This window comes from Bradyrhizobium amphicarpaeae (genome assembly GCF_002266435.3).
GTDB classification, from domain to species: domain Bacteria; phylum Pseudomonadota; class Alphaproteobacteria; order Rhizobiales; family Xanthobacteraceae; genus Bradyrhizobium; species Bradyrhizobium amphicarpaeae.
The window spans coordinates 5,941,940-5,966,003 of record NZ_CP029426.2 but is presented as its reverse complement, the minus strand read 5'-3'; the positions used below and the strand labels follow the sequence as shown (position 1 = coordinate 5,966,003).

The window sequence follows — 24,064 nt, the reverse complement described above, 5'->3', positions numbered from 1 at the left end:
GGAACCTGCTGCCCGGAACCGGCATCCGAAAATAGCTGCTCGAGGCAGTTCGGCAACTTCCGTTACGTAATGCCAGACCTTGCATGGATGCAAATTTTTCGCAAATCGGGGCCCGGCTGGCGCCGCGCGGATCAGCCCGGGGCTCAACGTTCGGCCGCAGCGCCGCCGGCGTCGCTGGATGCGGCGCGCTATTGCGCGCCGGATCCGCCCTGCACGATCTTCTCGTTCAGCTTGAGATCGACGGTCTCGACGGTGCGGTCGATCTCGGCGTTGGGCACACCGAGCTGATGCGAGATCAGCTTCACCAGGAGGTCGACGCGCTCGATGAAGGGCGCGCCGCTCGCGACCGCGCGCGCGGCCGATGACGGCTTGAGCAGGCTCTCGGCGGCCTTGGCGTATTTTGCGAACGGCACCTGGTCCTGCGGATCGGCGCCGAGCTTGCGGGCGATGGCATCGACATGGTCGTAGATCGTCTGCGAGCGCTTCAGGTCGCCGTGCACGGCGTCGCGGATCGACTGCGGCTCGTGCGGTGTGATGCAGCGGTAATTGCCGGTGAGCAGCATCGACCATTTCGCCAGCGGCACGAACAGGGAATCGAACACTTTCAGCTTCACCGGCACGTCGTGGCCGTCGAGCGTCACCGCGTCGATGTCGGCCTCCAGCTCGCGCAACACCTTGTTGTGCTTCTCGTCGGCGAACACCGACGCCTTGAAGTTGGTGGGCAGGCCGACGTGAAGCACGTTTGCGGCTTCTTCCGGCGGACGGAAGGCCTGCGGGTCGGGCGAGCACAGCGTCACCAGGCCCGGCTCGAACCGCTCCCACACCTGCGCATTGGTGTAGGCCTCCTCCAGATCCATGCCGGCGAGCGCCGGGATGCGCTTCAGATAGGGCAGCGGCGGCATGTTCATGATGGACAGGCACGGCAGCTTCGCCGCGGCGATCTTCACCATGAGCATCCGCACCGTGTGGTTGGTGTATTGCGGCTCCTGCATCGCAAGGCCGACCAGATCGTAGCGGGAGAGGTTGACGTTGGCGGGGGTCACGGCGTCGAGCTTGCCAGGCAGGTCGCGCGAGAAGATCGCCCGGTGCACCGCCTCGTCGCGCAGCTTGATCCGCACCTCGGTACCTTCGCGGTTAATCAGCTCGGCAGTCTTGGCGCGGCAGACCAAGGTCACATTGTGCCCGGCCATCAGCAGCTTCGTGCCCAGCAGCGAGCCGTAAGAAGCCCCGAGAATCAATATGTTGCGCGCCATATTCCGTCCCTTTGACAATGTCTGTGATTTTTTGGCCCCGGCCGTCATCCGCGGGCGAGTTGCCGGCATGTAAGGCGAAGTTCGCCGCGATGGCAACTGGGATAATGCATACAAGGCGGTGCCGGAGGGCCCGCTTAACGTGAGGAACGAGCGCCGCCGGGGTAGGGAATACTGCCATCCACCAGACGGGATGAGAGAGCATGCTCCGCCAGCTCTGCAAGACTATTCGTTTCGGCAGAAATTCGAAAAGATCACATTTGTTGCGCGGTCTCCGCTCAACTTGCGTGACCGACGAGAGTGGGCACCGACGGAAGGGACAACGGCCTGACTCTCGCGAGATCGTGATGAGCGGGAAGGATACTGTCGTCATGAAAATTCATGAGGATGCTGAGACGTTTGAGCCTCCTTCGTCATCAAACGCAATCCAGACTCTCTCTTTTGACTGCACAAAAACTACAACTCGGAGCCGCAAAAATGGCAGAATGGCGTGGGGCCCTAACCAACTATCAGCAATGGAGCTGCAGCGTGACGATTGAGTTGAGCCCGATTGGATTTCGTATCCGGCCCGGCTCGTTTGACGACCGCAGTTTCGTCTAGCGCTCTGCTGAAAGTGCAGCCGGCAAGTCTCGGGAATCCAAGCCCTGATTCAAGTCTTGGTATTCGCTGACTGCGCCGTCGGGGGACTGACATGCAAGGTGATCATTGGCCTCACGGCTCGTGCGACGGCGCGGGTGCAAATCTGGCGCGCTTGCGCCACCGCGCGTCCGAATTTTTCGACAGCCTGTCCGTCGCGGATCTGGTGCGAGAGAGGTCCAGGCATCTGTGGGTTTCGGACTGGTTGAGGGTCGCAGACGACTACCGGATATCCGCCGAATCTGCGCGCAGGGACGAGTCCGCCCCGATTGCCCTGGAAGCATGGCTGTGCTCCCTGACGGCGCTCGAAGTCGCGCGAAGTTTGTCTTCACCGGGAGATATCGCGGATGGCGACCTCTCCGACAGGCTCGATATCGGCCTGAGGGGCCTGGAGAATGAGGTCGGTCCGGCGATCCAGCATGTGACGATCGACGGCCTTGATCGAGGACCGTTGACGGGCCTCTTTCGGCCGGCGTTCCATCAGGAGCGTTCTCCCGTCGTGATCTGCATCGCCGACGAAGGGGTCACGCTGGGCGCGATGATGAGCAGATTGTCGCCGGCCTACTGCCACCGCAACATGTCGCTTCTGCTCGTTCATGCGGGCAATGCGTCCATCCGTCGCCCATTCAAAGCCGAGCATATGCTTGCATGCTGGCTCGACTATCTCGCGGCTCGCCCGGACGTCGATACGCGACGGATTGCTGTCTATGGCGAAGGAGCGGGCGCCAGCCATGCGTCCCGTCTCGCCATGTCGGATCGCAGGATTGCTGCAGCCGTGTGCGACGGCGGCATCGCGACACCGATCATGCGCCGGGCTTGGCTGCGCCGGAAGAGTGGCGTCGAGCAGGCCGCGACCCCGCCGGATTGGCTGCAGCCGTCGCGTCGCATACCTTGCCCGCTTCTCGTGGTCGTCGGAAGTCGCTCGATGGTTTGGGAAGAGGACGCGCTCGCGCTGCAAGCCGGCTATCGGCAGGCCGGAGCTGACTGCTCGACTGTTGTGCCGAACTGCATCCCCCATCCACTGGGCGAGGTCGAGAATTTCATCGCTGTCGACAATTTCATTCTCGAATGGCTCGACAACAAGCTGGGAGGCGGCCGCCAGCTGGATTCCGTAACCCGCCTCTAGCAGCGTCAGCCGCGCATCGGCGGGTCACGACGCGTCGATCGCCAGCAACCGGGCAGCCAGCCGCGCGTTCTTGGCAATCGTTGCAAGCGCGGCGTTCAACTCAGCCAGGGACTTCTCGTCGAGCTCGTTGAACATGGTCGAGTTCAAGGCGAGCTTCCTCTTCGACAGCTTCTCGATTTCCGTCCTGGCCTTCGCCGTCAGTGACATCAGGACGAAGCGTGCGTCGTCCGCTGCCGGCCGGCGCGATAGAAAGCCGCTCTTTTCGAGGCTCTTGGTCTGGTTGGTCACGAAAGCCGGGTGAACGCGCAGCTTGTTTGCGATGTCGATCCCGGCGACGCCTCGTCCCTCGTCAAGTTCCGTGATGGCCATCAGGATCAGCCATTGCGGCTCGGTAATGCCGAGCAGTCCGGCCCAGCTGGTATGGATGTCCTCCAGCTGCGAGTGAATTTCGACGACGTTCCAGATGAAGTCCGTAATCGCCCTGTCGAGTTTTTTCTCGATCATGCGGCTGCCCCCCGTTTCCCTCGGTTCAGTCTTTTAATGGGATATTGGGGAAGCGTCTCGCATATCACGCATAGACAATGGTGGCGGACACTACGCCGCGGACACGGCTTGACGGTTTAGTGCTTGCAAAAAACAATTAATTAAATTACGTCTCCTCTCACTCAATCTTTGCTGCTCTTGACCCTGTCGATGGACAGCGATGTGAGACCTCCAAGAAAGCCCTCGGGATGCCCCCTGAGGGCTTTTTCTTTTTATATTAAATGCTTAGTTACCGCGCCGCTCGCCTCTGTTGCCCTTGAGCAACATCTCCGGCCGAAGTTACGATTCATTAAATCAATAAATTGAGGCCGTTGTTTTTATAAACTATACGTGAGGCACGACGGAGGGGGGGCACCTCACTGTCGTTTCAGTCCGGACCTTCGGTGCGGATCTGAATTGAACGGAAATTGTGAGGGTGACGCGGTGTCCGCCGAGGAAGCCGAACCCCCTGAATCGACCTGGAGGTTTACCTAATGAAGTTGACGAAGACGCTTTTGCTCGGCTCGGCTGCCGGCCTGATGGCCGCCTCCGGGGCGTTCGCTGCCGATCTCCCCGTGAAGGCCAAGGCGGTCGAATACGTGAAGATCTGCTCGCTCTACGGCGCCGGTTTCTACTACATCCCGGGCACCGACACCTGCATCAAGCTGGGTGGTTATCTGCGCGCTGAAGTCGCGTTCAACACCAACAGCCTGTACGGCATCTCGAACGGTTCGCCGGCCGGTGCGCACAACCGCCTCAGCAACACCTACTCGATGCGCGCTCGTGAAGATCTCAACATCGACACGCGCACCGCGACCGAATACGGCGTCGTCCGTACCTTCTTCGACGGCGTGTTCACCTGGACCACCGGTGGCTATCAGGGCTCCGGCTCGGCAACGGGCGGCACGGTCTATACCGGCAACCTCGGCCTCAACACCTCCGGCGCCACCCCGGCGCTCGTTGGTTCGTCGATCAACGGCACCGACGGCAACACCTCGGGCGGTTCGCTCGGCGTGTACTACGCCTTCATCCAGTTCGCCGGCTTCACCATGGGTAAGGCCGTGTCGCAGTTCGACGCGCCCTGGACCAACTATCCCGGCAACAACATCGACAGCCTCGTCGGCGGTTCCGGCACGGTCACCGGCGTCAACCAGTTCACCTACACCGCTGACTTCGGTCAGGGCGTGACGGCGTCGTTCTCGGCTGAAGACGCGACGGCCTATTACCAGGCCGGCAATGTCAACCTGACCGGCGCGACCGCCGGCAGCATGATCGGTGGTTCGTACGGCACCAACGCCATCGGCGGTTCGCGTTCGCCGAACCTCGTCGGTATGGTCCGTGTCGACCAGGCTTGGGGCATGTTCCAGGCGTCGGTTGCCGCGCATGACAACCACGTCGCCTATTACGGTGCCACCGAAGCCACCGGCCACCCCGACGACAAGTGGGGCTGGGCGGTTCAGCTCGCTCTGTCGATCAAGAACATCCCGACCGGTGCGGGTGACGTGATCAACATCCAGGGCGTCTACACCGACGGTGCGACCCGCTACAACTTCCAGAACCTGGCGGGCAGCAGCTATTCGATGTTCGGCAGCTCGGGCGTCGCCTATCAGAGCGTCGGCTTCGCCTATGCTCCGGACACCGTGTTCGTCACGGGCGGCCAGCAGGAAACCGTCAAGACCTGGGGCTTCCGTGGTGCTTACACCCATAACTGGGATGCCTACTGGAACACCGCGCTGTACGGTGCCTACGCTCAGGCGCAGTACGGTTCGACTGCCAAGACCGCTCTCTGCGGCGCTGGCGGTGCAGGCGGCGTGTTCGGCGGTCTCGCCGGTGTCACGGGTTGTAACCCTGACTTCGCCGTCGGCCAGATCGGCGTGATCACCCGCTGGACCCCCGTCAAGAACCTGACGTTCTCGGGCGACCTGAACTGGACCCGTCTCGACCAGAAGTACTCGGGCACGGTTGGTTACGCCGGTGCCGGCACGACGGCCAAGCCGGCCGCCCTGTACGAGCTGAAGGATCAGGACAGCATCACCCTGCTGCTCCGCGCCCAGCGCAACTGGTAAGATCTTTCGAACCATCTGACGAACACCCGGCGGGAAACCGCCGGGTGTTTTTTTGTGCGCGATCCTGCGCGATGTCTGACGACCCCGTAGCCCGGATGGAGCCGACGGGGCGCGCCAGCGCATCCGGGGCCGCTGCCCGGCATCTCGACTGTCCGGGATTACGCTGGCGCTCCATCCGGGCTACAGGATCGAGCCTGTCTCCGTGCTCCGAGAATCTCGTCGCGAAAATGTTCTTAGTTTCCGAAATTCGGTTTCGGCGCATGTCTTCGGGGCGCGAGAGGATGGAGGGCGTCGTTCAAAGACAGGCGCGGCCAGCCGTCCGCAGGCTCCGCCGCAGCCACTCGCGCGGAAATTGCGTCCGCCTCAGCCCTGGCTTGCGACCCGCGCGCGGTCGAGATGCTGCTCGATCTTCGGGCGGTCGCGGGTGCGCTCGAAGCTGGTGCACAGCAGTTCGGTCTCCTCGAGCGAGATCGGAGCGCGATACAGCCGGCACATGAATTCGGCGCTCGTGCGTCCCTTCGAGGTCGCCGGGCTGCGTTCGGCGAGAAACATGCAGTCACGGCAGATGCTGGCGTCGAGCCGCTGATGGGCCGCATCGAGATGATTGAGGACCTCGCGGAGCGAATCCCGCAGCCTGACGCATTCGTCGTTCCCGAGCGAGGTGACCGCATTGACCACGTGATTGATCGGGTCGTGCTGGCTCAGGCATTTCTCGCCCTGGGCGGTGATGTGCAGGGCGACGGAACGCTTGTCCTCTTGCGACGGTTTGCGCACCAGAAAGGACTTGCCCTCCAGCGTCTTCACGATCTGCGATGCGGTCGCTCTGGTGGCGCCGATGAAGCCGGCGAGCGCGGAAGGCGTGCGCGAAAATCTGTTGGCGCGGCCGAGAAAGCGAAGCGCCATCCATTCCCGATCGCGCAATCCATGTTGGTTGCCTTCGAAATACCAAACCCTCGCCGCTTGGATCAGCAGCTCGACGGCTTCCCGTGCCAATGGCATGAATTTACCCCGCCCCCGAAACTTCGTCTGCGGCGCTCCGGAGCCGCTTTGCGCTCCGGCCTGCTGATCCATAGAAAGACATCGATCGGCTGCTGTCCGGCGAGCGAATCGTGTCGAGCTCTCGTTCGAACGAAGGGCTTGCAGCACGTCCGGCCTGGACCGCCGGGGCTCGCGTGCTCCGGAGTGAGAAACCGCGTCGTTGACATGCCAGCAGCGTCGTCGTCGCGCGGGAGCCCGAGTTGTCGTCGTCAACGGACGATGGATCGGAATAGTTCAACCGAAGCCCCTGAGTTCAAGTTACACGCAGACGTTTCTTATGTTCCGTCGAAACGATGAATGAGCTTCTCAACAAAATCAAGTAGAGACGCTCGCGGAGCCCGGATGTCGTTGCAGGCGAATGTAAAGTTCAAGACAATCTCGCTGATCGGGACACATGGTGGTGAACGCAATACGCTGTCAGACAAGCAACATGCACTCAACTCTGCGACGCCATGATTGCACGGCATCCCGCTGTCCGTAATCGACGCAGATTGATCGATGCTTGTGCATGACGACGGGGAGTTCGGCGCGTCATCCACAACTTGTGCGTGGAGGCGCAGAATCGACAAGGGAACTCGCAGGAATTGCACGTGTCGGTTGTTAATCGTGACGCCCGCCAAATCGCCCGTGCGGTCGCTTGCGGCACGGCCGCGCGCTGCTCTCACACGGATGGTTGAGGCCACAGGACGAAAGACCGGCGACGGTGGTGCGGCGCATGCGCCGGCGGCGTGGCGGCATGCGCAATCTCCTGTCGAAATATCGAGCAGGAACGGGATGGCGGCCTATCTCGTTCAGCTATTCGCCCTTGAGCATGTCCCGCAGTTCGCGGAAGGGATCGGCGCTCGGGGGCGCCGAAGCGTCCTGCCGCATCGCGCCGTAGATTCTCGGAACCATCTCGACCGCCTGGTCGAGGCCCGAATCACGTCCCGGCTGATAGCCGCCCATCAGGCGAAGGTCGCGCGTGTCCTCGTATTTGGCGATCAAGGCACGCAGCTTGCTGACCAATTCACGCTCTTCGGGATCCCAGACGTTATGCGCGAGACGTGAGACCGAGGCCAGAACGTCGACAGCCGGGTAGCGCGCCTGATCGGCGATGTGCCTGGAGAGCACGATGTGCCCATCGAGCGTGCTGCGGATGGTGTCGGCGATCGGCTCGTTGTGATCGTCGCCGTCGACCAGCACCGAGAAGATCCCGGTGATGGTGCCGGAGCCTTCCTCGCCGGGCCCGGCGCGCTCGAGGAGGCGCGGCAGATCGGTGAAGACCGTCGGCGCATAGCCGCGCGCGACCGCAGGCTCGCCGGCGGCGAGCGCGACCTCGCGGGCGGCATGGGCGAAGCGGGTGATCGAATCGACCATGAGCAGGACCGATTCGCCCCGGCCGCGGAAATATTCCGCGACCGCCATGGCCGTCTTCGGCGCCAGCCGCCGCATCATCGGGCTTTCGTCTCCGGTCGACACGATGGTGACGGCGCGCTGGCGATCGTTGCCCAGCACGTCCTCGATGAACTCGCGCACCTCGCGGCCGCGCTCGCCGACCAGGGCCAGCACCACGGTGTCGAAACCCTGGCTGCGGGCGAGCATCGCAAGCAGCGTCGACTTGCCGACGCCGGAACCGGCAAAGATGCCGACGCGCTGGCCGGCGCAGATCGGTGCGAACAGATCGATGACGCGGACGCCGGTGCGCAGCGGCTTGTGCACGCGTGCGCGCTTCATGGCCGACGGCGCCTCAGCCTCCGCCGAGACCGCCTGGGGGCCCGGCGTAAGGGGCCCCAATCCGTCCAGCGGCGCGCCGAGGGCGTTGATGACGCGACCTTTCCAGCTCGGATCGGGCGCGAAGGCCAGGGGCGGCATCCGGTAGGCGACCGAGCCGAGTCCGCCTGCGAACTGGCGGTCGAACGGCTTGGCGATGATGCCCTCGCTGTCGATTCGCACCACCTCTCCGATCTGCGGCTTGCCGCCCGAATTGACGCCGATGAGCTCGCCGAGCCTGACGAAGCGCGACAGGCCGGAGACACGAAAATGCGTCGGCGCGATCTCGGAGATCGCGCCGCTGACGCTTGCCAGGGGAGTGCTCTGCTGAAGCTCCAGCAGCGCCCACTCGAGTTGCCGAAGAGCGTTCAAGGTATCAGTCCAACCTCAATCTCGATGCGCGCGGGGCGCAGACTATTTGCCGGGTTCGCCCAGCGTCCGGATCGCGTTCTGCAGCGAGCTCTCGGTGCCCTCGATCATCGAATTGGTGCCGTCGAATGCGCGCGAGGCCGCGATCAGCTTGGTCAATTCCATCATCGGGTTGGCGCCGGAGCCCTCGACATAGCCCTGCTTGAAGCCGTCGCGGGAGAAATCGGCGATGGCGCTCGCTGGCCGGTCCGGCGTCACGCCGGAATTGCCGTAGCGCTCGAGATTGGCATCAGCAGGGATGCTGAACAGGCCGATAGTGCCGATCTCGTTGTTGTCCTGAGTGATCGCGCCGCTGCGCGCGATCGAGATCGGTCCGCCGTTCGGGTCCAGCGTGATCTGCGCGCCGCCGGAATCGACGACGGGAAATCCGTTCACGGTCTGTAGATCGCCGTTGGCGCCGATCTGGAGCCGGCCGTCGCGGGTATAGACCGTGCCGTTGGGACCGGCGAAGGCTATCCAGCCTTGGCCGACCACGGCGACGTCGAGCGGATTGCCGCTCTCGGTGATGTTGCCTTGCTCGCGCGAGATGATGTTGTCGCCGGGCGAGGAGAACGCGACCGGGTTCGCGCCGGCCTTGGACAACACGGTCTCGAACTTCACCACGTCGGTGCGGAATGCCGCCGTGTTGACGTTGGCGACGTTGTTGGCGATCGTCTGAAGGCGCTTTTCGAGGGCGACCTGGGCCGACAAACCCACATAGAGGGCCGATTGCATGACTTACCTGTTGAACCTGATGTTCTGAAGAGTCGCGAGCATGTTGGTATCCATGCTGGCCGAGGATGCGCCGCCGATCAGGATCAGCGCGGAATTGGTCGAGCTGTCGCTCTGGGCCTGGGTCGCGTCCCACATCGCCGCGAAGCGCTGCACGAATTTGGTGACCTTGGCAGGGTCCTGGAAATCGGTGAGCTTGACCTTGTTGGTGATCAGCTTGGCCTGGGCGTCGATGTCGGCCGAGCTGATCGTCGCCGGCAGGCCGAGCGCGGTCTGAACCACCTGCGTCAGCGCCTTGTCCGCGAGCACCTGGTAGGCGGTCGTGATCGTGGAGGCCTTGCGGGTGAAATAGAGCGCCAGCCGCAGGCCCTCGTTCTGGTCACCGGCCTTCTGCTCCATCGTCTGCGTGACATAATGGGTCGCCGTCCCGGTCGTGGCCTGGGCGGTCTTCGTCGCGTTGCTGCCGAGCGCGGCGAAATTGAAGGCGGCGGCAAATTCCCGGTAGCGGGTATCGGTCAGCTTGTTGGCGAACGTGTTCTTGTTCCCGATGCCCTCGGTCAGCACCTTGCGCATGAACGCCTTGGCATAGGTCATGTCGCTGAGGCCAAAGGCCTTCATCGCGTAGGAATAGAGCCGATAGTCCTTCAGGAAGTCGTCGATCGTCTTCACATTGCCGATATGGCTCAGGAAATAGTCGGTCTCGCGGCTGACATCCGGCTGTGTTGCGACCTGCGTCAGCGACTTGCCCATGTCCTTGGTCAGCCTGGTGTAGTCCGCGATCGTGGATAGCATGACACGCGCCTCTCTGGCCGCTGTTGCGACGTCACCCCAAGCTGCCGCCGATTGCTTGCGCGGGGCTGGCGAGCCGGGAAGCCAGCCTCGCGCAAGGCTCGCCGACTAGATGTTCCCGGAGGGATCGGCGATGGAGCGGCGCGTTGGGCAGTTTCGTGGGGATTTTCATCACGGTAGCGGCGTTGCTCGGCGGATTCGCCGCGATGGGCGGGCATCTGGCCGTGCTCATGCAGCCGTGGGAGTTCGTGATCATCATGGGGACCGCGGTCGGCACCTTCATCGTGGCCAATCCGTGGAAGACGGTGGTGGATACCGGAGTTGCCTGCATGCAGGCGGTCACCGGCGCGGTGCCCGGCCAGCGCTACTACCTCGATCTGCTCGGTGCGCTCCACGCCCTGATGCGCGAGCTCAGGGGCAAGGGCCGCAACGAGGTCGAGGCGCATATCGACGATCCCGCGTCCTCCGAGATTTTCAAGGCGTTTCCGAGCGTGCTCGGAGATCCCTCGCTGCTCCAGTTCATCTGCGATTATGTCCGCCTCATCATCATGGGCAACGCGCGCACGCACGAGATCGAGGCGTTGATGGACGAGGAGATCCACACCATCGTGAAGAGCAAGCTGGCGCCCTATCATGCCCTGGTGACGGTGTCCGAGGCGCTGCCGGCGCTCGGCATCGTCGCGGCAGTGCTCGGCGTCATCAAGGCGATGGGCGCGCTCGACCAGTCGCCGAAGCTGCTCGGCGGCTTCATCGGTGCGGCCCTGGTCGGCACCTTCGCCGGCATCTTCCTGTCCTACGGTGTCCTTTCGCCCTTCGCGATCAAGATCAAGATGACGCGCGAGAAGAAGTGCCGGCCCTACATCATCGTCAAGCAGACGCTGCTGGCGTTCATGAATGGCGCCATGCCGCAGATCGCCGTCGAGCACGGCCGCAAGATGATCGCGAGCACCGAGCGGCCTTCGATCGACGTCGTCGAGAACGAGACGATCGCAGGTCCCAAGGCCGTCGTGACCGAGCCCGAACCCAAGGCCGCCCGCGCATGATGATGGACGACGTCGAGGTCGATCAGAAGAAGCAGCTGCCGAACTATCTGCTGGACGCCGCCGGCATATCGATCGAGCGCATGCCGATGCTCAATGTGATCTTCGATCGCATGGCGGCATCATGCACCGACAGCCTGCAACCGATGGCGGGAACGCCGTGCTATTTCTCGGTCAACGGCATCACCAACGATCCGCTCGGCGACATCATCAAGGACTACGAGGGCAACGCGGTTGCGGCCGTGCTCTATGCCGAGCAGTGGGACTCGCGCGTGATCATCGTGCTGGACCGCGACTTCGTGTTTACCATGGTCGAGGCGATGTTCGGATCCGACGGGGCAGAACCGCCGCTCGATGTCGAACGTACTTTCTCGAACATCGAGATTCGCCTGGTCCAGGCGCTGTTCGAGCGGTTCGCCAAGGCGCTGCAGAGCGCCTTCGCCGGCACGTCGAACGTCACCTTCCGCGTGGAGCGGGTCGAGACGGCGATGGCCTCGCTGGCGATCGGGCGCGCCAGCAACATGTCGATCTGCGCGAACATGATGGTGCAGGCGCTCTACCGCGGCGGCCAGATGTTCCTGATCATTCCGCACTCCGCGCTCAACCCGCTCAGGCAGAAGCTCGCCCACGTCGTCGTCAGCGACGGCCGCGCGACCGATCCGCGCTGGCGCGAGCAGATGGAGAGCGAGGTTCATCGTACCGAAGTGACGCTGAGCGCGGTGCTCGACGAGAAGATGATTTCGCTCGAGGACGTCGTGAAGTTCAGGGTCGGACAGGTGATCGAGCTGGAGGCCACGCCACGCACGCTGGCCCGTCTCGAAAGCAACAACCAGGTGCTGTTCTGGTGTCAGATCGGCCAGCTCGATGGCTATTACGCCATGCAGGTGGCCGATCCCGTCGATCAGAAGCGGGAGTTCGTCGATGATATCCTATCTCGTTGATGCCGTGCTGCTGATCGCGCTCGCCTTCACCAGCATGCGGGTGACCCGGATGCACCGCGAGCTGGCGCGGCTGCGCAGCTACCAGGGCGAATTCTCCACCATCGTCCACGAGACGGCGGGCGCCTTCGACACGGTCATCACCGCGGCGCAAGATTCCACCGCCAATCTCGGGCGCCTCGCCAACGTGCTGAGCACCAAGATCGATCAGGCCCACGAGGCGATCGCGGCGCTCGATGCGAGGAACGGGCTTGCGCCCGCGACTGCAGGCGGCGCCGAGGTGAACAAGCACTGAAGCGAGAGCCGACAGAACCAATACGTGCGGAACGCGAGGGCGCTCCGGGAGCGGAACTACCAAGAGGCGAGACCAGATGGCGCAATCCTTCGACTATGACTCTGCCACGCGAGCACCTGCCGCCGACGAGGGGCATGCCGACACGACCCCGCTGGAGCGGCTCGCGGAGATCGCCGCGCGCACGGCGGAGGAGGCCGGCAAGTTCGCCAATGTCGATGCCATCCTGCGCATTCCGGTCACCATGCAGGTGGTGCTGGGATCGGCGACCATTCCGGTGGCGAACCTGATGAAGCTCGGGCGCGGCGCGGTGGTTCCGCTCGACCACCGGGTCGGCGAGCCCGTCGACGTCGTCGTCAACGGCCGCATCGTCGCCCGCGGCGAAGTGGTCGTCGTCGAAGAGGACAATTCCCGGTTTGGCGTCTCGCTGACCGAGATCGTCGGGCCGCTGGGGCAGGGTGACAGCTGACCATGGCGGCACAGGTCGGCATCGCTCCCGTCAAGCAGCGAGGCGTTGCCACGCTGGGCGGCACGGAAAAAGTCGCGGCGCTTCTGCTGGCCATGGGCCGGCAGGCGGCCGCGAGCGTGCTCGCGCAATTCGAGCCGCAGGACATTCGCATCGTTACCAAGGCGGCGGCCGAACTGCGACCGATCACGGCGCAGGAACTCGAATCCATCGTCGAGGAGTTCGCCCAGCAGTTCTCGATGGGCGCCAACATTCTCGGTACCCTCGGTGGCCTGGAGGCTGTGCTCGGCGACGTGCTTCCTGCCGATCAGGTCACGGCGATCATGTCGGACCTGCTCGGCAATTCGAGCCGATCGGTCTGGGATCGCGTCTCGTCGGTGTCGGAAAATTCGCTGGCGACCTACCTGTCCAAGGAGCATCCGCAGACCGCCGCGCTGATCCTGTCCAAGGTCAAGCCGGCCTGCGCCGCCAAGGTCATGAGCCAGCTGCCCTCGAGCCTGCGCAACGAATTGATGCGGCGCGTGCTCAGCCTCAAGCCGATCGTCGACGATGCGATGAAGGTTCTCGAGAAGACGCTGCATGAGGATCTGACGCTCAATTTCGCCCGCAACCTCGGCGCCGACACCTACGCCCGCGTCGCCGACATCATCAACAAGATGGAGCGCGGACATATCGAGGACATGCTCAAGAGCCTGTCGGAGAAACGGCCGAAATCGGCCGAAGTGCTGAAGGAGCTGCTGTTCACCTTCGACGACGTCATCAACCTGGCGCCGAAGGCGCGCACCATGATCTTCGACCAGGTGCCGACCGATCGTATCGTCGTCGCGCTGAAGGGCACCGACAAGCATTTCCGCGAGCTGATCCTGTCCGCGGTCGCCTCGCGCGTCCGCCGCGTCGTCGAGCACGAGCTCGCCATCGGCGAGCCGTCGAACCAGCGCGACGTGCTGGAGGCGCGCCGCGTCATCACCGACCTCGCGCTCGACCTCGCGGAGAAGGGCGAAATCGAGCTCAACCCCGACCAGGAGGATGAGCTGGTCTTCCGCTGACCGCTGAACGGGCATGGCAGAATCATCCGATCAGGAGAGCAAGACAGAAGAGCCGACCGAGAAGAAAGTCCGTGATGCGCTCGAACAGGGCAAGATCCCGGTCTCTCGGGAGGCCTCCATTTTTGCCTCGATGGCCGCCTTGATGGTCATTCAGGCTTTCCTGATCGGCCAGGGCGTGCAGCAATTGACGCCGACCTTGAAGAACCTGCTGGACGATCCCAACGGCTTCCCGCTCTCCACCGGGGCAGACGCGCAGAACCTGCTCACGGTGGTCAGCCTCGAGGCGTTGCGCTTCCTGGTGCCGCTGGTCGTCACCCTCGGCGTGTTCGGGCTCGCCGCCTCGCTGCTGCAGAACGCCCCGCGCCTGGTGCTGGAGCGCATCAAGCCCGACCTGTCGCGAATCTCACCGATCAGTGGCTGGAGCCGGCTGTTCGGATCGCAGGGGCTGGTCGAGTTCGCCAAGTCGCTGTTCAAGCTGGCCGCGGTGACTTCCGTGGTCGCCTTCGTGCTGCGCTCGTCGGAGGCGAAGGCGTTCGAGGCAATGTACACCGATCCGGTTGCGCTGCCGGAGATGATTCTCAACATCGCGATGCGGATCGTCTCGGCGATCTGCATCGCGACCATCGTCCTGGTGGCGATTGATCTCGCCTGGGCGCGCTTCCACTGGCGGCGCGGTCTGCGCATGACCAAGCAGGAGATCAAGGACGAGCACAAGCAGGCGGAAGGCGATCCGCTGATCAAGGCGCGCCTGCGCTCGCTGGCGCGCGACCGCTCGCGGCAGCGGATGATCGCGTCCGCATCGCGCGCGACGCTGGTGATCGCGAACCCGACGCATTTTGCGATCGCACTGCGCTACAACCGCGATGAAAACCCTGCGCCTCTTGTTGTCGCCAAGGGCATGGACGTGATCGCGCTGAAGATCCGCGAGGTCGCCGAGCAGAACCGGATTCCCGTGATCGAGAACAGAGCGCTGGCGCGCGCACTCTACGAGGCGGTCCAGGTCGATCAGGTGATTCCGGCGGAGTTCTTCCGGCCCGTGGCCGAGATCATCTACTTTCTGCAGTCGAAGCAGGCGCCCCGGACCGAGAAGGTCCAGTAGATTTCCGAGGACGACGTCCTGCCCAACAGCTTGACGAAAGCTTAACGCCCTAGGCTGCACCCGAATGGACCAGAACGGGGCTGTCGTGGGACCGCTTTATCTCTTCGAACTCGCATCGTCGCAGGCGCGGTACCTCGAGCTCCGCCAGTCGACCATTGCCGCCAACGTCGCCAATGCCAACACGCCAGGCTTCAGGGCGCGCGACGTCGAGCCCTTCAACAAGGTGCTCGACGGCATGCCAGTGAGGCTTGCCACGACGTCGCCGTCGCACATGCAGCTGGCCGCGGCCGAGACCGACACGCGGGCGACCGCGAAGAAGGACAGCTGGGAAGTGGTTCATTCCGGCAACTCGGTCAGCCTCGAGCAGGAAATGATCAAGGGCAGCGACGTCAGCCGCGATTATTCGATGAACTCGGCGATCGTGCGGTCGTTCCACCGCATGCTCCTGTCCAGTGCGAAAGCCTGAGGTGAACTGACATGCTGGATTCACTGCAGGCGTCATTGACGGTCGCGAGCTCCGGGCTCGAAGCGCAGTCGACGCGTATGCGCATCGTCTCGGAAAATCTCGCGAACGCGACTTCGACGGGGCGCACAGCGGGCGCCGATCCCTATCAGCGCAAGACCATCACTTTCGATGCCGAGATGGACCGTGCTTCGGGCTCGCAGCTGGCGAAGGTCAAGGAGATCGGGGTCGACACCACGCCGTTTCGTGTCGAATACGAACCGGGGCATCCCGCCGCCGACAAGGCCGGCTACGTCAAGATGCCGAACGTCAACATGATGATCGAGATGGCCGACATGCGGGAAGTCAACCGGTCCTACGAGGCCAATCTCCAGGTCGTGAAACAGGTGAGGTCGATGCTCGGCATGACCATCGATCTCTTGAGGAGCTGACAATGCTTGAAGCGATTTCATCCACGGCGGTCTCCGCAGGGCAGGCAGCGAGCCGCGCGACCGAGGCGCAGGCGATCGCGCCGACGGCGCCGACCGCCATTCAGTCCACCGACGATGTCGGCTTCGAATCGGTGATGAAGCAGGTGACGACCGACGCAATCGGGACGCTGAAGACGGGCGAGGCGGCGTCGATCTCGGCGATGCAGGGCAAGGAATCGACCCGCAAGGTCGTGGAGGCGCTGATGTCGGCCGAGCAGGCCCTGCAGACGGCGGTCGCGGTTCGCGACAAGGTCGTGCAGGCCTACCAGGAAGTCGTTCGGATGTCGATTTGATCTGAAGGAGTGGGATAAGTGAAATCGCTCGCCATTGCGGCCACGGGCATGAACGCCCAGCAGACCAATATCGAAGTCATCGCGAACAACATCGCCAACATCAACTCGACGTCGTACAAGCGTGCGCGCGCCGAGTTCACCGATCTGTTCTATCAGATGGACCGCATGCAGGGCGTTGCCAACGTCAACGGCTCCTCGCCGATCCCGGAAGGCGCCAATCTCGGTCTCGGCGTCAAGTCGGCGGCGATCCGCAAGCTCCACATCCAGGGCGCGCTGACGCAGACCGGCAACCCCTACGATATGGCGATCAACGGCCGCGGCTGGTTTCAGGTGCTCGGCCCGAACAACGAGGTGCAATACACCCGCGCGGGTTCGTTCACACCCAACGCCAACGCCCAGCTCGTCACCACGGACGGCTACCTGCTGGATCCCGCCATCACGATCCCGCAGGGAACCGTCGAGGTCACGGTCAACCAGACCGGGCAGGTATTCGCCAAGCTGGATACCGAGGTGAACCCGCGTCAGATCGGCCAGCTCAACCTCGCCAACTTCGCCAACGAAGCAGGCCTCGAGCCGCTGGGCGGCAATCTCTATCGCGAGACCATTGCGTCGGGCACGCCGGTGGTCGGCCTTCCGGGCGATTCCGGATACGGCAAGATCAACCAGAAATGGCTCGAAGCCTCGAACGTCGACCCGGTCAAGGAAATCACCGAGTTGATCTCGGCGCAGCGCGCCTACGAAATGAATGCCAAGGTCATCCAGGCCTCGGACGAAATGGCCCAGACGGTATCGAAGGGCATGCGCTAGTTCCGGTGTCGCGATGTTGAACAGGGTGGGCCTGATCGTGCGCGGGTTGGCCGCCGTGCTGCTGGTTCTGGCTTCGGTGCGCCTTGCCGTGGCCGAGGAGAAGCGGCTTCCCGTGCCGGCGGTATCGATCCGCGCCGGCGAGCTGATCCGCGACGACATGATAGCGGAGCGCGCCTTCGCGTCGAACGTACTCGGCGTCGCCATGTTCATCGAAGGACGTCAGGTCCTGGTCGGCCGCATGGCGCGGCGCGCGCTGTTTCCCGGCCAGCCCATTCCGACCAACGCGGTGGAGGACCCCTGGACCGTCGCCCGCGGCGCCATGGTCAAGGTCGTGGTGGAAGACAGCGGCCTGTCCATCGTCACTTACGGCTCGGCGATGCAATCGGGTGCGGCCGGCGCGCTCATCCCGGTGCGCAACACGGATACCGGGGTGATCATCAGGGGCGTGGTCCAGCCCGACGGCACCGTGAAGGTCATGGACGGGTCATGACCAGGATCCTGCTTGCGCTCGTCCTGCTGCTTTCGGCCGCCTGCGCCCATGCCGCCGTCCGCATCAAGGACATCGCGGACATCAAGGGTCTGCGCGAAAACCAGATCGTCGGCTACGGCCTCGTCATCGGCCTGAACGGGACCGGCGACACGCTGCGCAACGCTCCGTTCACGGAGCAGTCCCTGCAATCGATGCTCGAGAACATGGGCATCAACGTCAGGAACGAGACCACGAGCACCAACAATCCCCCGCGTCCGACGACGCTGCGCACGCGCAACGTCGCGGCCGTGATGGTGACTGCGGACCTGACGCCGTCGATCGGGCCCGGCGAGCGCATGGACGTGACGGTGTCGTCGCTCGGCGATGCGACCTCGCTGCTCGGCGGTACGCTGGTCATGACGTCGCTGCGCGCGGCGGACGGCGCCGTCTATGCGGTGGCGCAAGGAGCGATCACGGTCGCCGGTTACAGCGTCGGAGGCCAGGCGCAGAACGTCAGCCAGGGCACGCCGACGGCCGGGCGCATCCCGAACGGTGCGCTGATCGAGCGCGAGGTGCAGGGAAGTCTCCACGAGATGGAGTTCCTGGTGCTGCAGCTGAAGAACCCCGACTTCGTCACCGCAACGCGCATCCTGGACGCCATCAACCGCTTCGCCGGCGGACGTTACCGCGCGCAAATTGCCTTCGAGCGCGACTATCGCACCATCGTGCTGTCGAAGCCGCGCCACATCGGCCCTGTCCGCTTCCTTGCCGAGATCGGCGAGCTGACGGTCGAGCCGGATACGCCGGCACGGGTGGTGATCAACGAGCGTACCGGCACCGTGGTGATCGGGCGCGACGTGCGGATATCGACCGTCGCCGTGACCCACGGCAATCTGTCGGTCCGTGTCACGGAGATGCCCGTGGTGTCGCAGCCGGCGCCGTTCTCGCGCGGGCAGACCGTGGTGGTCCCGCAGACCGTGGTCGAGGCCAACGAGGCGGGATCGCAGGTGGCAATCCTCAGCGGGGTCGATCTGCAGCGCCTGGTGCGCGGGCTGAACCAGATCGGCCTGAAGCCGTCGGGCATCATCGCGATCCTGCAGGCGATCAAGACGGCTGGTGCGCTCCAGGCCGATGTCATCGTGCAATGATGCGCAAGCGTCGTGCAAGCTTGCTCGCTCAATGCTCGGGTCTCGACCGAGAATCGCACGCGGCCCGATGCTGAAGCTGGATCACAAAGCCAAACTCCTCCTGCTGGTCGCGGTCTCAGTGCTCGCGGTCGCGTCGCCCGTGCTGGCCCTGGACGAGGCCAGGCCGTCGAAGCCGCTCAACCTGCTCTCCTTCGCGCGCGCCCGTGCCTCCGGCCCGCAGAAGCCGCAGCCGGTCACGGCGATACCGAGCGACAATGCCTCGATCCGGACGACGGCATGGGCGGCCGAAGACCAGGGACCTGCGACCACCGGCGCGGTGCCCGCTTCCGAAGCGCCAGCGGCTGCAGCTGCACCACCACCTGCATCTGCTCCGGCGCGTCCGGCCAAGCCCGGCAGCGTCACGGCGCCGCCGAAACCTGCGCCGCCGCAGGCCGCGGTCGCCGCGGACAACGAAGTCGCCCTGTTCTGCAGCAACGTCGCCGATCCCGCCGTCGACGCGAGGCTGGCCTGGCAGCTCAAGGAGCTGGAAAAGGCCGAGAGCCTGCTCCGCGAGCGGATTGCCGAGGTCGAAGCCAAGCGCGCCGAATACGAACAGTGGATGGCGCTGCGCGACGACTTCCTGAAGAAGGCCGAGGCCAGCGTCGTCGAGATCTATTCGCGCATGAAGCCCGAAGCTGCGGCGACCCAGATTGCCGGCATGGCCGACGAGACCGCCGCCGCCGTCCTCGCCAAGCTCAGTCCGAGGAACTCGAGCGCGATCTTCAACGAGATGGATACGGCGCGCGCGGCGCACCTCGCCGACCTGCTTGGCGGGATGCGTCGCGTGGATGACGGAAAGACCAAATAGATGAAGAAGCCGCTCCTCATCCTCTCGCTCGTGCTGGCGTCAGTGCTCCTGGCCGGATGCTTCCAGGATCCGTCCGAGGTCCTGACCGGCCCGCAAATGTCGCCGGTCGGCAGCGGCCTCAGGACCCAGGCCGATCCGATCCCGGTGACGCCGCGCATGCGCACGCCTGTCAGCTATCGCTCGACCTGGGACGACGGCACCGATCTCTATCGCGATCCCCGCGCCCGGCGTACCGGCGACGTCGTGACGGTGATCATCTCGATGCAGGACAAGGCCAAGCTCGACAACAAGACCGGCCGCTCGCGCGATTCGCAGATCAAGTTCGGACTCGACTGGCTGATGGACGTCGCTGGATGGAACGACAAGGGATCGGCGAACGCCAACCTCAGCACCAACACCCAGATCAAGGGCAACGGCCAGATCGATCGCACCGAGGATATCAAGCTGTCGATCGCGGCCATCGTCACCGACGTGTTGCCGAACGGCAATATCATGATCAGCGGCTCGCAGGAATTTCGCGTCAACACGGAGATGCGCGTGCTCAATGTCGGCGGCATCGTGCGGCCGCGCGATATCTCGCGCACCAACACGATTTCCTACGAGAAGATCGCCGAGGCCCGCGTGTCCTATGGCGGTCGCGGAAATCTTTCCGACGTGCAACAGCCTGGATGGGGACATCGGATCTATGACGCCGTGGCACCATTCTGAAGTCCGCGCCGGCCTGGCGGCGCCGCGGGGGCAGGGGACGTGATGCGCCTGATTGCGGCCATCGTGGTCCTGACCCTCGTCGCGATCGGTGCGGGCGCGCTGGCCGGGCTGCATCTGTTCGCGGCGGCCGAGCGCGTCGCCGACGCGAAGAAAACCGCCACGCCGCCGCCGCTTGCCTCGAGCTACGCCGGCAGCGCGCGGCTCAGGAAGCTGTCTCCGATCGTGACCAATCTGGCCGCGCCGGCCAACAACTGGGCCCGCGTCGAAGCCTCGATGGTGACCGAGAGCATGAGCGACGAGGATGCCGGAATCCTCGCCGCCCACATCAGCGAGGACATCGTCACCTATCTGCGGTCGGCGACCGTGACGCAGTTCGAAGGGGCGCGCGGGCTTCAGCATCTGCGCGACGACCTGACCGAGCGCGCCAATATCCGCTCGTCGGGCAAGGTGCGCGAATTGATCATTGAGACCCTGGTGATTCAGTGAGAGTGAAGACCCTGCTGCTCGCGTTGGCTCTGGTCGTGCTGCCCGAAGTGGCGCTCGCCCAGATTCCGGACCTGAACTCGCTGCTGCCGCCCGGAAACGGCTCGACCAGCGGCCGGATCATCCAGCTGATGGCGCTGATCACGGTGCTCTCGGTGGCGCCGGGGCTGCTCATCATGGTGACGAGCTTCACGCGATTTGCGGTGGCGCTGTCGTTCCTGCGCGCCGGTCTCGGTCTGCAGACCACGCCGGCCAATCTGGTGCTGATCAGCCTCGCTTTGTTCATGACCTTCTACGTCATGGCGCCGACTTTCGATCGCGCCTGGGAGACCGGCGTCCAGCCGCTGATGAAGAACGAGATCTCGGAAGAGCAGGCCTATCTGAAGATCACCGATCCGTTCCGCGAGTTCATGCTGGCCCATGTCCGCGACAAGGATCTGCAGACCTTCGAGTCGCTTGCCGCGGAGAGCTTTCGCAAGAAGTTCGACGACAAGCGCGTCGATTTGCGCGTCATCATCCCGGCATTCATGATCTCCGAGCTGAGGCGTTCGTTCGAGATCGGATTTCTCATCATCCTGCCGTTCCTCGTGATCGACATGATCGTGGCGACGCTGACGATGTCGATGGGCATGATGATGATGCCGCCGACGATCCTCGCGCTGCCGTTCAAGATGCTGTTCTTCGTGCTGATCGACGGCTGGAATCTGCTCGCCTCCGGACTGGTGCGCTCGTTCTCGTAGCGGCGGCGACCGTCGGGCAATCCCTTATGGTTAGCAGAAAGTAATATTAACCATATGATATTGCTATGGAATTCAAGCCGATTTTAATCCGGAGGCAAGATTCGGCGTGTTAGCAATGCGGCACGGCGGGTTGGACCCCACCCCTATCAGTCCAAAGGCATGATGCCGCCCCTCCGTACCGGTGCAAGTCCGGTATGTCCCCTGATGAAAATGTAACGCGTACATAAAGGGACATTCGCAATGTCAAGCCTGCTCACGAACTCGTCCGCCATGACCGCGCTCCAGACCTTGCGGTCTGTCAGCTCGCAACTCTCCACCACGCAGAGCCGGATCTCCACCGGCCAGCGCGTGGCCACGGCCGCCGACAACGCCGCCTACTGGTCGATCGCCACTTCGATGCGCGCCGACAACGCCGCGCTCTCCGCCGTCTCCGACTCGCTCGGTCTGTCGGCCGCGACCGTCGACACCGAGTACACCGCTCTGAACAAGGTCCTCGGCGACAGCAACTCCGGCCTGACCAAGCTCCAGTCGCTGCTGGTCGAAGCCAAGACTGCCGGTATCGATCGCACCAAGATCCAGTCGGAAATCACCCAGATTCAGCAGGACATGAAGAACGTCGCCAACGCGGCGACCTTCAACGGCGTCAACTGGCTGAGCACCAACGCTTCCACGCCGACGACCGTCAACCTGGTGTCGTCGTTCTCGCGCGTCGGCTCCACGCCGACCACCAGCTCGATCACCGTGACCGTCGCCAACTACTCGCTCTACACTTCCAGCACGGGCGGTATCCTCGACACGGTGGCCGGCAGCGCGTCGGTCGACAGCCTCAACATCGGTGCGCTGACCGACTCGACGGCCGACCAGACCATTCTCGATGGTTACATCGCGAAGGTCACCGCAGCGATCGGCTCGGTGTCTTCGGGTGCCGCCAACCTCGGCGCCATCAAGAACCGCATCTCGAACAACTCGGAGTTCGTGAAGTCGCTGATGGACTCGGTGGATCGCGGTATCGGCCAGCTCGTCGACGCCGACATGAACCAGGAATCCACCCGCCTGGCGGCCCTCCAGGTCCAGCAGCAACTCGGTGTTCAGGCGCTCTCGATCGCCAACAACAACAGCCAGAGCATCCTGTCGCTGTTCCGCTAAGCCTGCAGACGACATCGGGAGGGCCGCGCTTCTCGCGAAGCGCGGCCCTTTCGTTTGCCTGACGCGCGCACCGTGATTTCGGCGGCCCCGTTGCAGCGAGGTCACAGCGCCACAAGCCCCGCACAAGCTTCGCTGGCTATCCTCGCCGCTACGACAGGTTGGGCCCACGCGCATTTCCGCAGCCCAAAGGCATGACGCCGCCCGGTCGTACCGGTGCAAGTCCGGTATGTCCCCATCCAATCTGCTTTCAAAGGGACATCAAAGATGGCTTCCAGCCTGCTTACCAACTCCGCTGCAATGACTGCGCTCCAGACCCTCCGGAATGTCAGCGCCAGCCTGCAGACGACCGAAAACCGGATCTCCACCGGCCAGCGCGTCTCGACCGCTTCGGACAACTCGGCCTATTGGTCGATCGCGACCTCGATGCGCGCCGACAACGCCGCGCTCTCCGCCGTCTCCGACTCGCTCGGTCTGTCGGCCGCGACCGTCGACACCGAGTACACCGCCCTTAACAAGGTCATCGGCGACCAGAACTCCGGCCTGACGAAGCTCCAGGCGCTGCTGGTCGAAGCCAAGACCGCCGGTATCGACCGCACCAAGATCCAGGCTGAAATCACCCAGATCCAGCAGGACATGAAGAACGTCGCCAACGCGGCGACCTTCAACGGCGTCAACTGGCTGAGCACCAACGCCTCCACCCCGGCCACCGTCAACCTGGTGTCGTCGTTCTCGCGCGTCGGCGCCACGCCGACGATCAGCACCATCACGGTGACCGTGGCCAACTACTCGCTCTACACCGCGACCACGGGCGGCATCCTCGACACGGTGAGCGGCAGCGCCTCGGTCGACAGCCTCAACATCGGTGCGCTGACCGACTCGACGGCCCATCAGACCATCATCGACGGCTACATCGCGCAGGTCACCGCAGCGATCAACACGGTCAGCCAGTCCGCCGCCAATCTCGGCGCCATCAAGAACCGCATCTCGAACAACACGGAGTTCGTGAAGTCGCTGATGGACTCGGTGGATCGCGGTATCGGCCAGCTCGTCGACGCCGACATGAACGCGGAATCGACCCGGCTGCAGGCGCTGCAGACCCAGCAGCAGCTCGGCGTTCAGGCGCTCTCGATCGCCAACCAGAACAGCCAGAGCATCCTGTCGCTGTTCCGCGGCTAAGCGGCGCTTTCGAAAACGACCGTGCCCCCCTGAGGGAGCACGGTCCCCGCCGTGACCGGCGGAGCTAGCGGCACATGAGGTGCCCGCAATCGATTCCCAAACGTTGAATTTCATGTG

26 protein-coding genes are annotated in these 24,064 nt (G+C 63.8%); 20 read left to right on the top strand and 6 right to left on the bottom strand.

Annotated features, from left to right (window positions below; translation table 11 throughout):
* Positions 1-188: 188 nt before the first annotated feature.
* On the bottom strand, positions 189-1,253 hold the full coding sequence (locus tag CIT40_RS27960; protein WP_094893527.1) for a ketopantoate reductase family protein: 1,065 nt from the start codon (positions 1,251-1,253) through the stop codon (positions 189-191).
* A gap of 688 nt (positions 1,254-1,941) precedes the next feature.
* Here CIT40_RS27960 and CIT40_RS27955 point away from each other — a divergent pair.
* Positions 1,942-3,012: an alpha/beta hydrolase family protein gene (locus CIT40_RS27955; RefSeq protein WP_109862234.1), complete on the top strand. Its 1,071-nt coding sequence runs from the start codon at positions 1,942-1,944 to the stop codon at positions 3,010-3,012.
* A gap of 24 nt (positions 3,013-3,036) precedes the next feature.
* Here CIT40_RS27955 and CIT40_RS27950 read toward each other — a convergent pair whose 3' ends face one another.
* On the bottom strand, positions 3,037-3,516 hold the full coding sequence (locus tag CIT40_RS27950) for a MarR family winged helix-turn-helix transcriptional regulator (RefSeq protein ID WP_094893583.1): 480 nt from the start codon (positions 3,514-3,516) through the stop codon (positions 3,037-3,039).
* Between the two features lie 512 nt (positions 3,517-4,028).
* Between CIT40_RS27950 and CIT40_RS27945 the strand changes: the two genes are divergently transcribed.
* Entirely contained in the window at positions 4,029-5,600 is a 1,572-nt protein-coding gene (locus CIT40_RS27945; protein ID WP_094893584.1) for a porin, read from the top strand.
* 363 nt (positions 5,601-5,963) lie between these two features.
* Here CIT40_RS27945 and CIT40_RS27940 read toward each other — a convergent pair whose 3' ends face one another.
* The 4 genes from CIT40_RS27940 to CIT40_RS27925 all read right to left on the bottom strand — a co-directional run bounded on the left by CIT40_RS27940 (position 5,964) and on the right by CIT40_RS27925 (position 10,319).
* Entirely contained in the window at positions 5,964-6,599 is a 636-nt protein-coding gene (locus CIT40_RS27940) for a MarR family winged helix-turn-helix transcriptional regulator (protein ID WP_094893586.1), read from the bottom strand.
* Between the two features lie 834 nt (positions 6,600-7,433).
* A complete protein-coding gene (fliI, locus tag CIT40_RS27935; RefSeq protein WP_094893587.1) occupies positions 7,434-8,759 on the bottom strand; it encodes a flagellar protein export ATPase FliI in 1,326 nt (441 codons plus the stop codon).
* Between the two features lie 42 nt (positions 8,760-8,801).
* On the bottom strand, positions 8,802-9,530 hold the full coding sequence (gene flgF, locus CIT40_RS27930; protein ID WP_094893589.1) for a flagellar basal-body rod protein FlgF: 729 nt from the start codon (positions 9,528-9,530) through the stop codon (positions 8,802-8,804).
* Positions 9,531-9,533: 3 nt separating this feature from the next.
* Entirely contained in the window at positions 9,534-10,319 is a 786-nt protein-coding gene (locus CIT40_RS27925) for a DUF1217 domain-containing protein (RefSeq protein WP_094893592.1), read from the bottom strand.
* Between the two features lie 143 nt (positions 10,320-10,462).
* Here CIT40_RS27925 and motA point away from each other — a divergent pair, with 143 nt between their 5' ends.
* The 18 genes from motA to CIT40_RS27835 all read left to right on the top strand — a co-directional run bounded on the left by motA (position 10,463) and on the right by CIT40_RS27835 (position 23,947).
* A complete protein-coding gene (gene motA, locus CIT40_RS27920) occupies positions 10,463-11,359 on the top strand; it encodes a flagellar motor stator protein MotA (protein WP_094893594.1) in 897 nt (298 codons plus the stop codon).
* A complete protein-coding gene (locus CIT40_RS27915; RefSeq protein ID WP_094893595.1) occupies positions 11,356-12,297 on the top strand; it encodes a flagellar motor switch protein FliM in 942 nt (313 codons plus the stop codon). Before motA ends, CIT40_RS27915 begins: the two co-directional genes overlap by 4 nt.
* On the top strand, positions 12,278-12,589 hold the full coding sequence (locus CIT40_RS27910) for a hypothetical protein (RefSeq protein WP_094893597.1): 312 nt from the start codon (positions 12,278-12,280) through the stop codon (positions 12,587-12,589). Before CIT40_RS27915 ends, CIT40_RS27910 begins: the two co-directional genes overlap by 20 nt.
* Before the next feature lie 76 nt (positions 12,590-12,665).
* Positions 12,666-13,055 (top strand): flagellar motor switch protein FliN, encoded by a 390-nt coding sequence (gene fliN, locus CIT40_RS27905; RefSeq protein ID WP_094893598.1) that lies wholly within the window; start codon positions 12,666-12,668, stop codon positions 13,053-13,055.
* A 2-nt stretch (positions 13,056-13,057) separates the two neighbouring features.
* Positions 13,058-14,098 carry a flagellar motor switch protein FliG gene (locus tag CIT40_RS27900; protein WP_094893600.1) on the top strand — a complete coding sequence of 347 codons (1,041 nt, stop codon included), beginning with the start codon at positions 13,058-13,060 and terminating at the stop codon, positions 14,096-14,098.
* A 13-nt stretch (positions 14,099-14,111) separates the two neighbouring features.
* On the top strand, positions 14,112-15,197 hold the full coding sequence (gene flhB, locus CIT40_RS27895) for a flagellar biosynthesis protein FlhB (RefSeq protein WP_094893601.1): 1,086 nt from the start codon (positions 14,112-14,114) through the stop codon (positions 15,195-15,197).
* A 64-nt stretch (positions 15,198-15,261) separates the two neighbouring features.
* On the top strand, positions 15,262-15,663 hold the full coding sequence (flgB, locus tag CIT40_RS27890; RefSeq protein ID WP_094893604.1) for a flagellar basal body rod protein FlgB: 402 nt from the start codon (positions 15,262-15,264) through the stop codon (positions 15,661-15,663).
* A gap of 11 nt (positions 15,664-15,674) precedes the next feature.
* Entirely contained in the window at positions 15,675-16,091 is a 417-nt protein-coding gene (flgC, locus tag CIT40_RS27885) for a flagellar basal body rod protein FlgC (protein WP_094893607.1), read from the top strand.
* Positions 16,092-16,093: 2 nt separating this feature from the next.
* Positions 16,094-16,423 carry a flagellar hook-basal body complex protein FliE gene (gene fliE / locus CIT40_RS27880; protein ID WP_094893609.1) on the top strand — a complete coding sequence of 110 codons (330 nt, stop codon included), beginning with the start codon at positions 16,094-16,096 and terminating at the stop codon, positions 16,421-16,423.
* A gap of 18 nt (positions 16,424-16,441) precedes the next feature.
* Positions 16,442-17,230: a flagellar basal-body rod protein FlgG gene (flgG, locus tag CIT40_RS27875; RefSeq protein ID WP_094893612.1), complete on the top strand. Its 789-nt coding sequence runs from the start codon at positions 16,442-16,444 to the stop codon at positions 17,228-17,230.
* Positions 17,231-17,243: 13 nt separating this feature from the next.
* Positions 17,244-17,720 carry a flagellar basal body P-ring formation chaperone FlgA gene (gene flgA, locus CIT40_RS27870; protein WP_094893614.1) on the top strand — a complete coding sequence of 159 codons (477 nt, stop codon included), beginning with the start codon at positions 17,244-17,246 and terminating at the stop codon, positions 17,718-17,720.
* Entirely contained in the window at positions 17,717-18,847 is a 1,131-nt protein-coding gene (gene flgI / locus CIT40_RS27865; protein ID WP_094893617.1) for a flagellar basal body P-ring protein FlgI, read from the top strand. The genes flgA and flgI overlap by 4 nt, the downstream gene beginning before the upstream one ends.
* A 67-nt stretch (positions 18,848-18,914) precedes the next feature.
* Positions 18,915-19,694 carry a MotE family protein gene (locus CIT40_RS27860; RefSeq protein ID WP_162307713.1) on the top strand — a complete coding sequence of 260 codons (780 nt, stop codon included), beginning with the start codon at positions 18,915-18,917 and terminating at the stop codon, positions 19,692-19,694.
* Positions 19,695-20,402, top strand: a complete 708-nt coding sequence (gene flgH / locus CIT40_RS27855; RefSeq protein ID WP_094893621.1) for a flagellar basal body L-ring protein FlgH — start codon at positions 19,695-19,697, stop codon at positions 20,400-20,402.
* Positions 20,403-20,444: 42 nt separating this feature from the next.
* Positions 20,445-20,888: a flagellar basal body-associated FliL family protein gene (locus CIT40_RS27850; protein ID WP_162307712.1), complete on the top strand. Its 444-nt coding sequence runs from the start codon at positions 20,445-20,447 to the stop codon at positions 20,886-20,888.
* Entirely contained in the window at positions 20,885-21,625 is a 741-nt protein-coding gene (gene fliP, locus CIT40_RS27845; RefSeq protein WP_094893624.1) for a flagellar type III secretion system pore protein FliP, read from the top strand. Before CIT40_RS27850 ends, fliP begins: the two co-directional genes overlap by 4 nt.
* 240 nt (positions 21,626-21,865) lie before the next feature.
* Entirely contained in the window at positions 21,866-22,771 is a 906-nt protein-coding gene (locus CIT40_RS27840; protein ID WP_094893625.1) for a flagellin N-terminal helical domain-containing protein, read from the top strand.
* A 264-nt stretch (positions 22,772-23,035) separates the two neighbouring features.
* Positions 23,036-23,947, top strand: coding sequence for a flagellin N-terminal helical domain-containing protein (locus CIT40_RS27835; protein ID WP_094893627.1), 912 nt, complete (start codon positions 23,036-23,038; stop codon positions 23,945-23,947).
* The last annotated feature ends 117 nt before the right edge of the window (positions 23,948-24,064 follow it).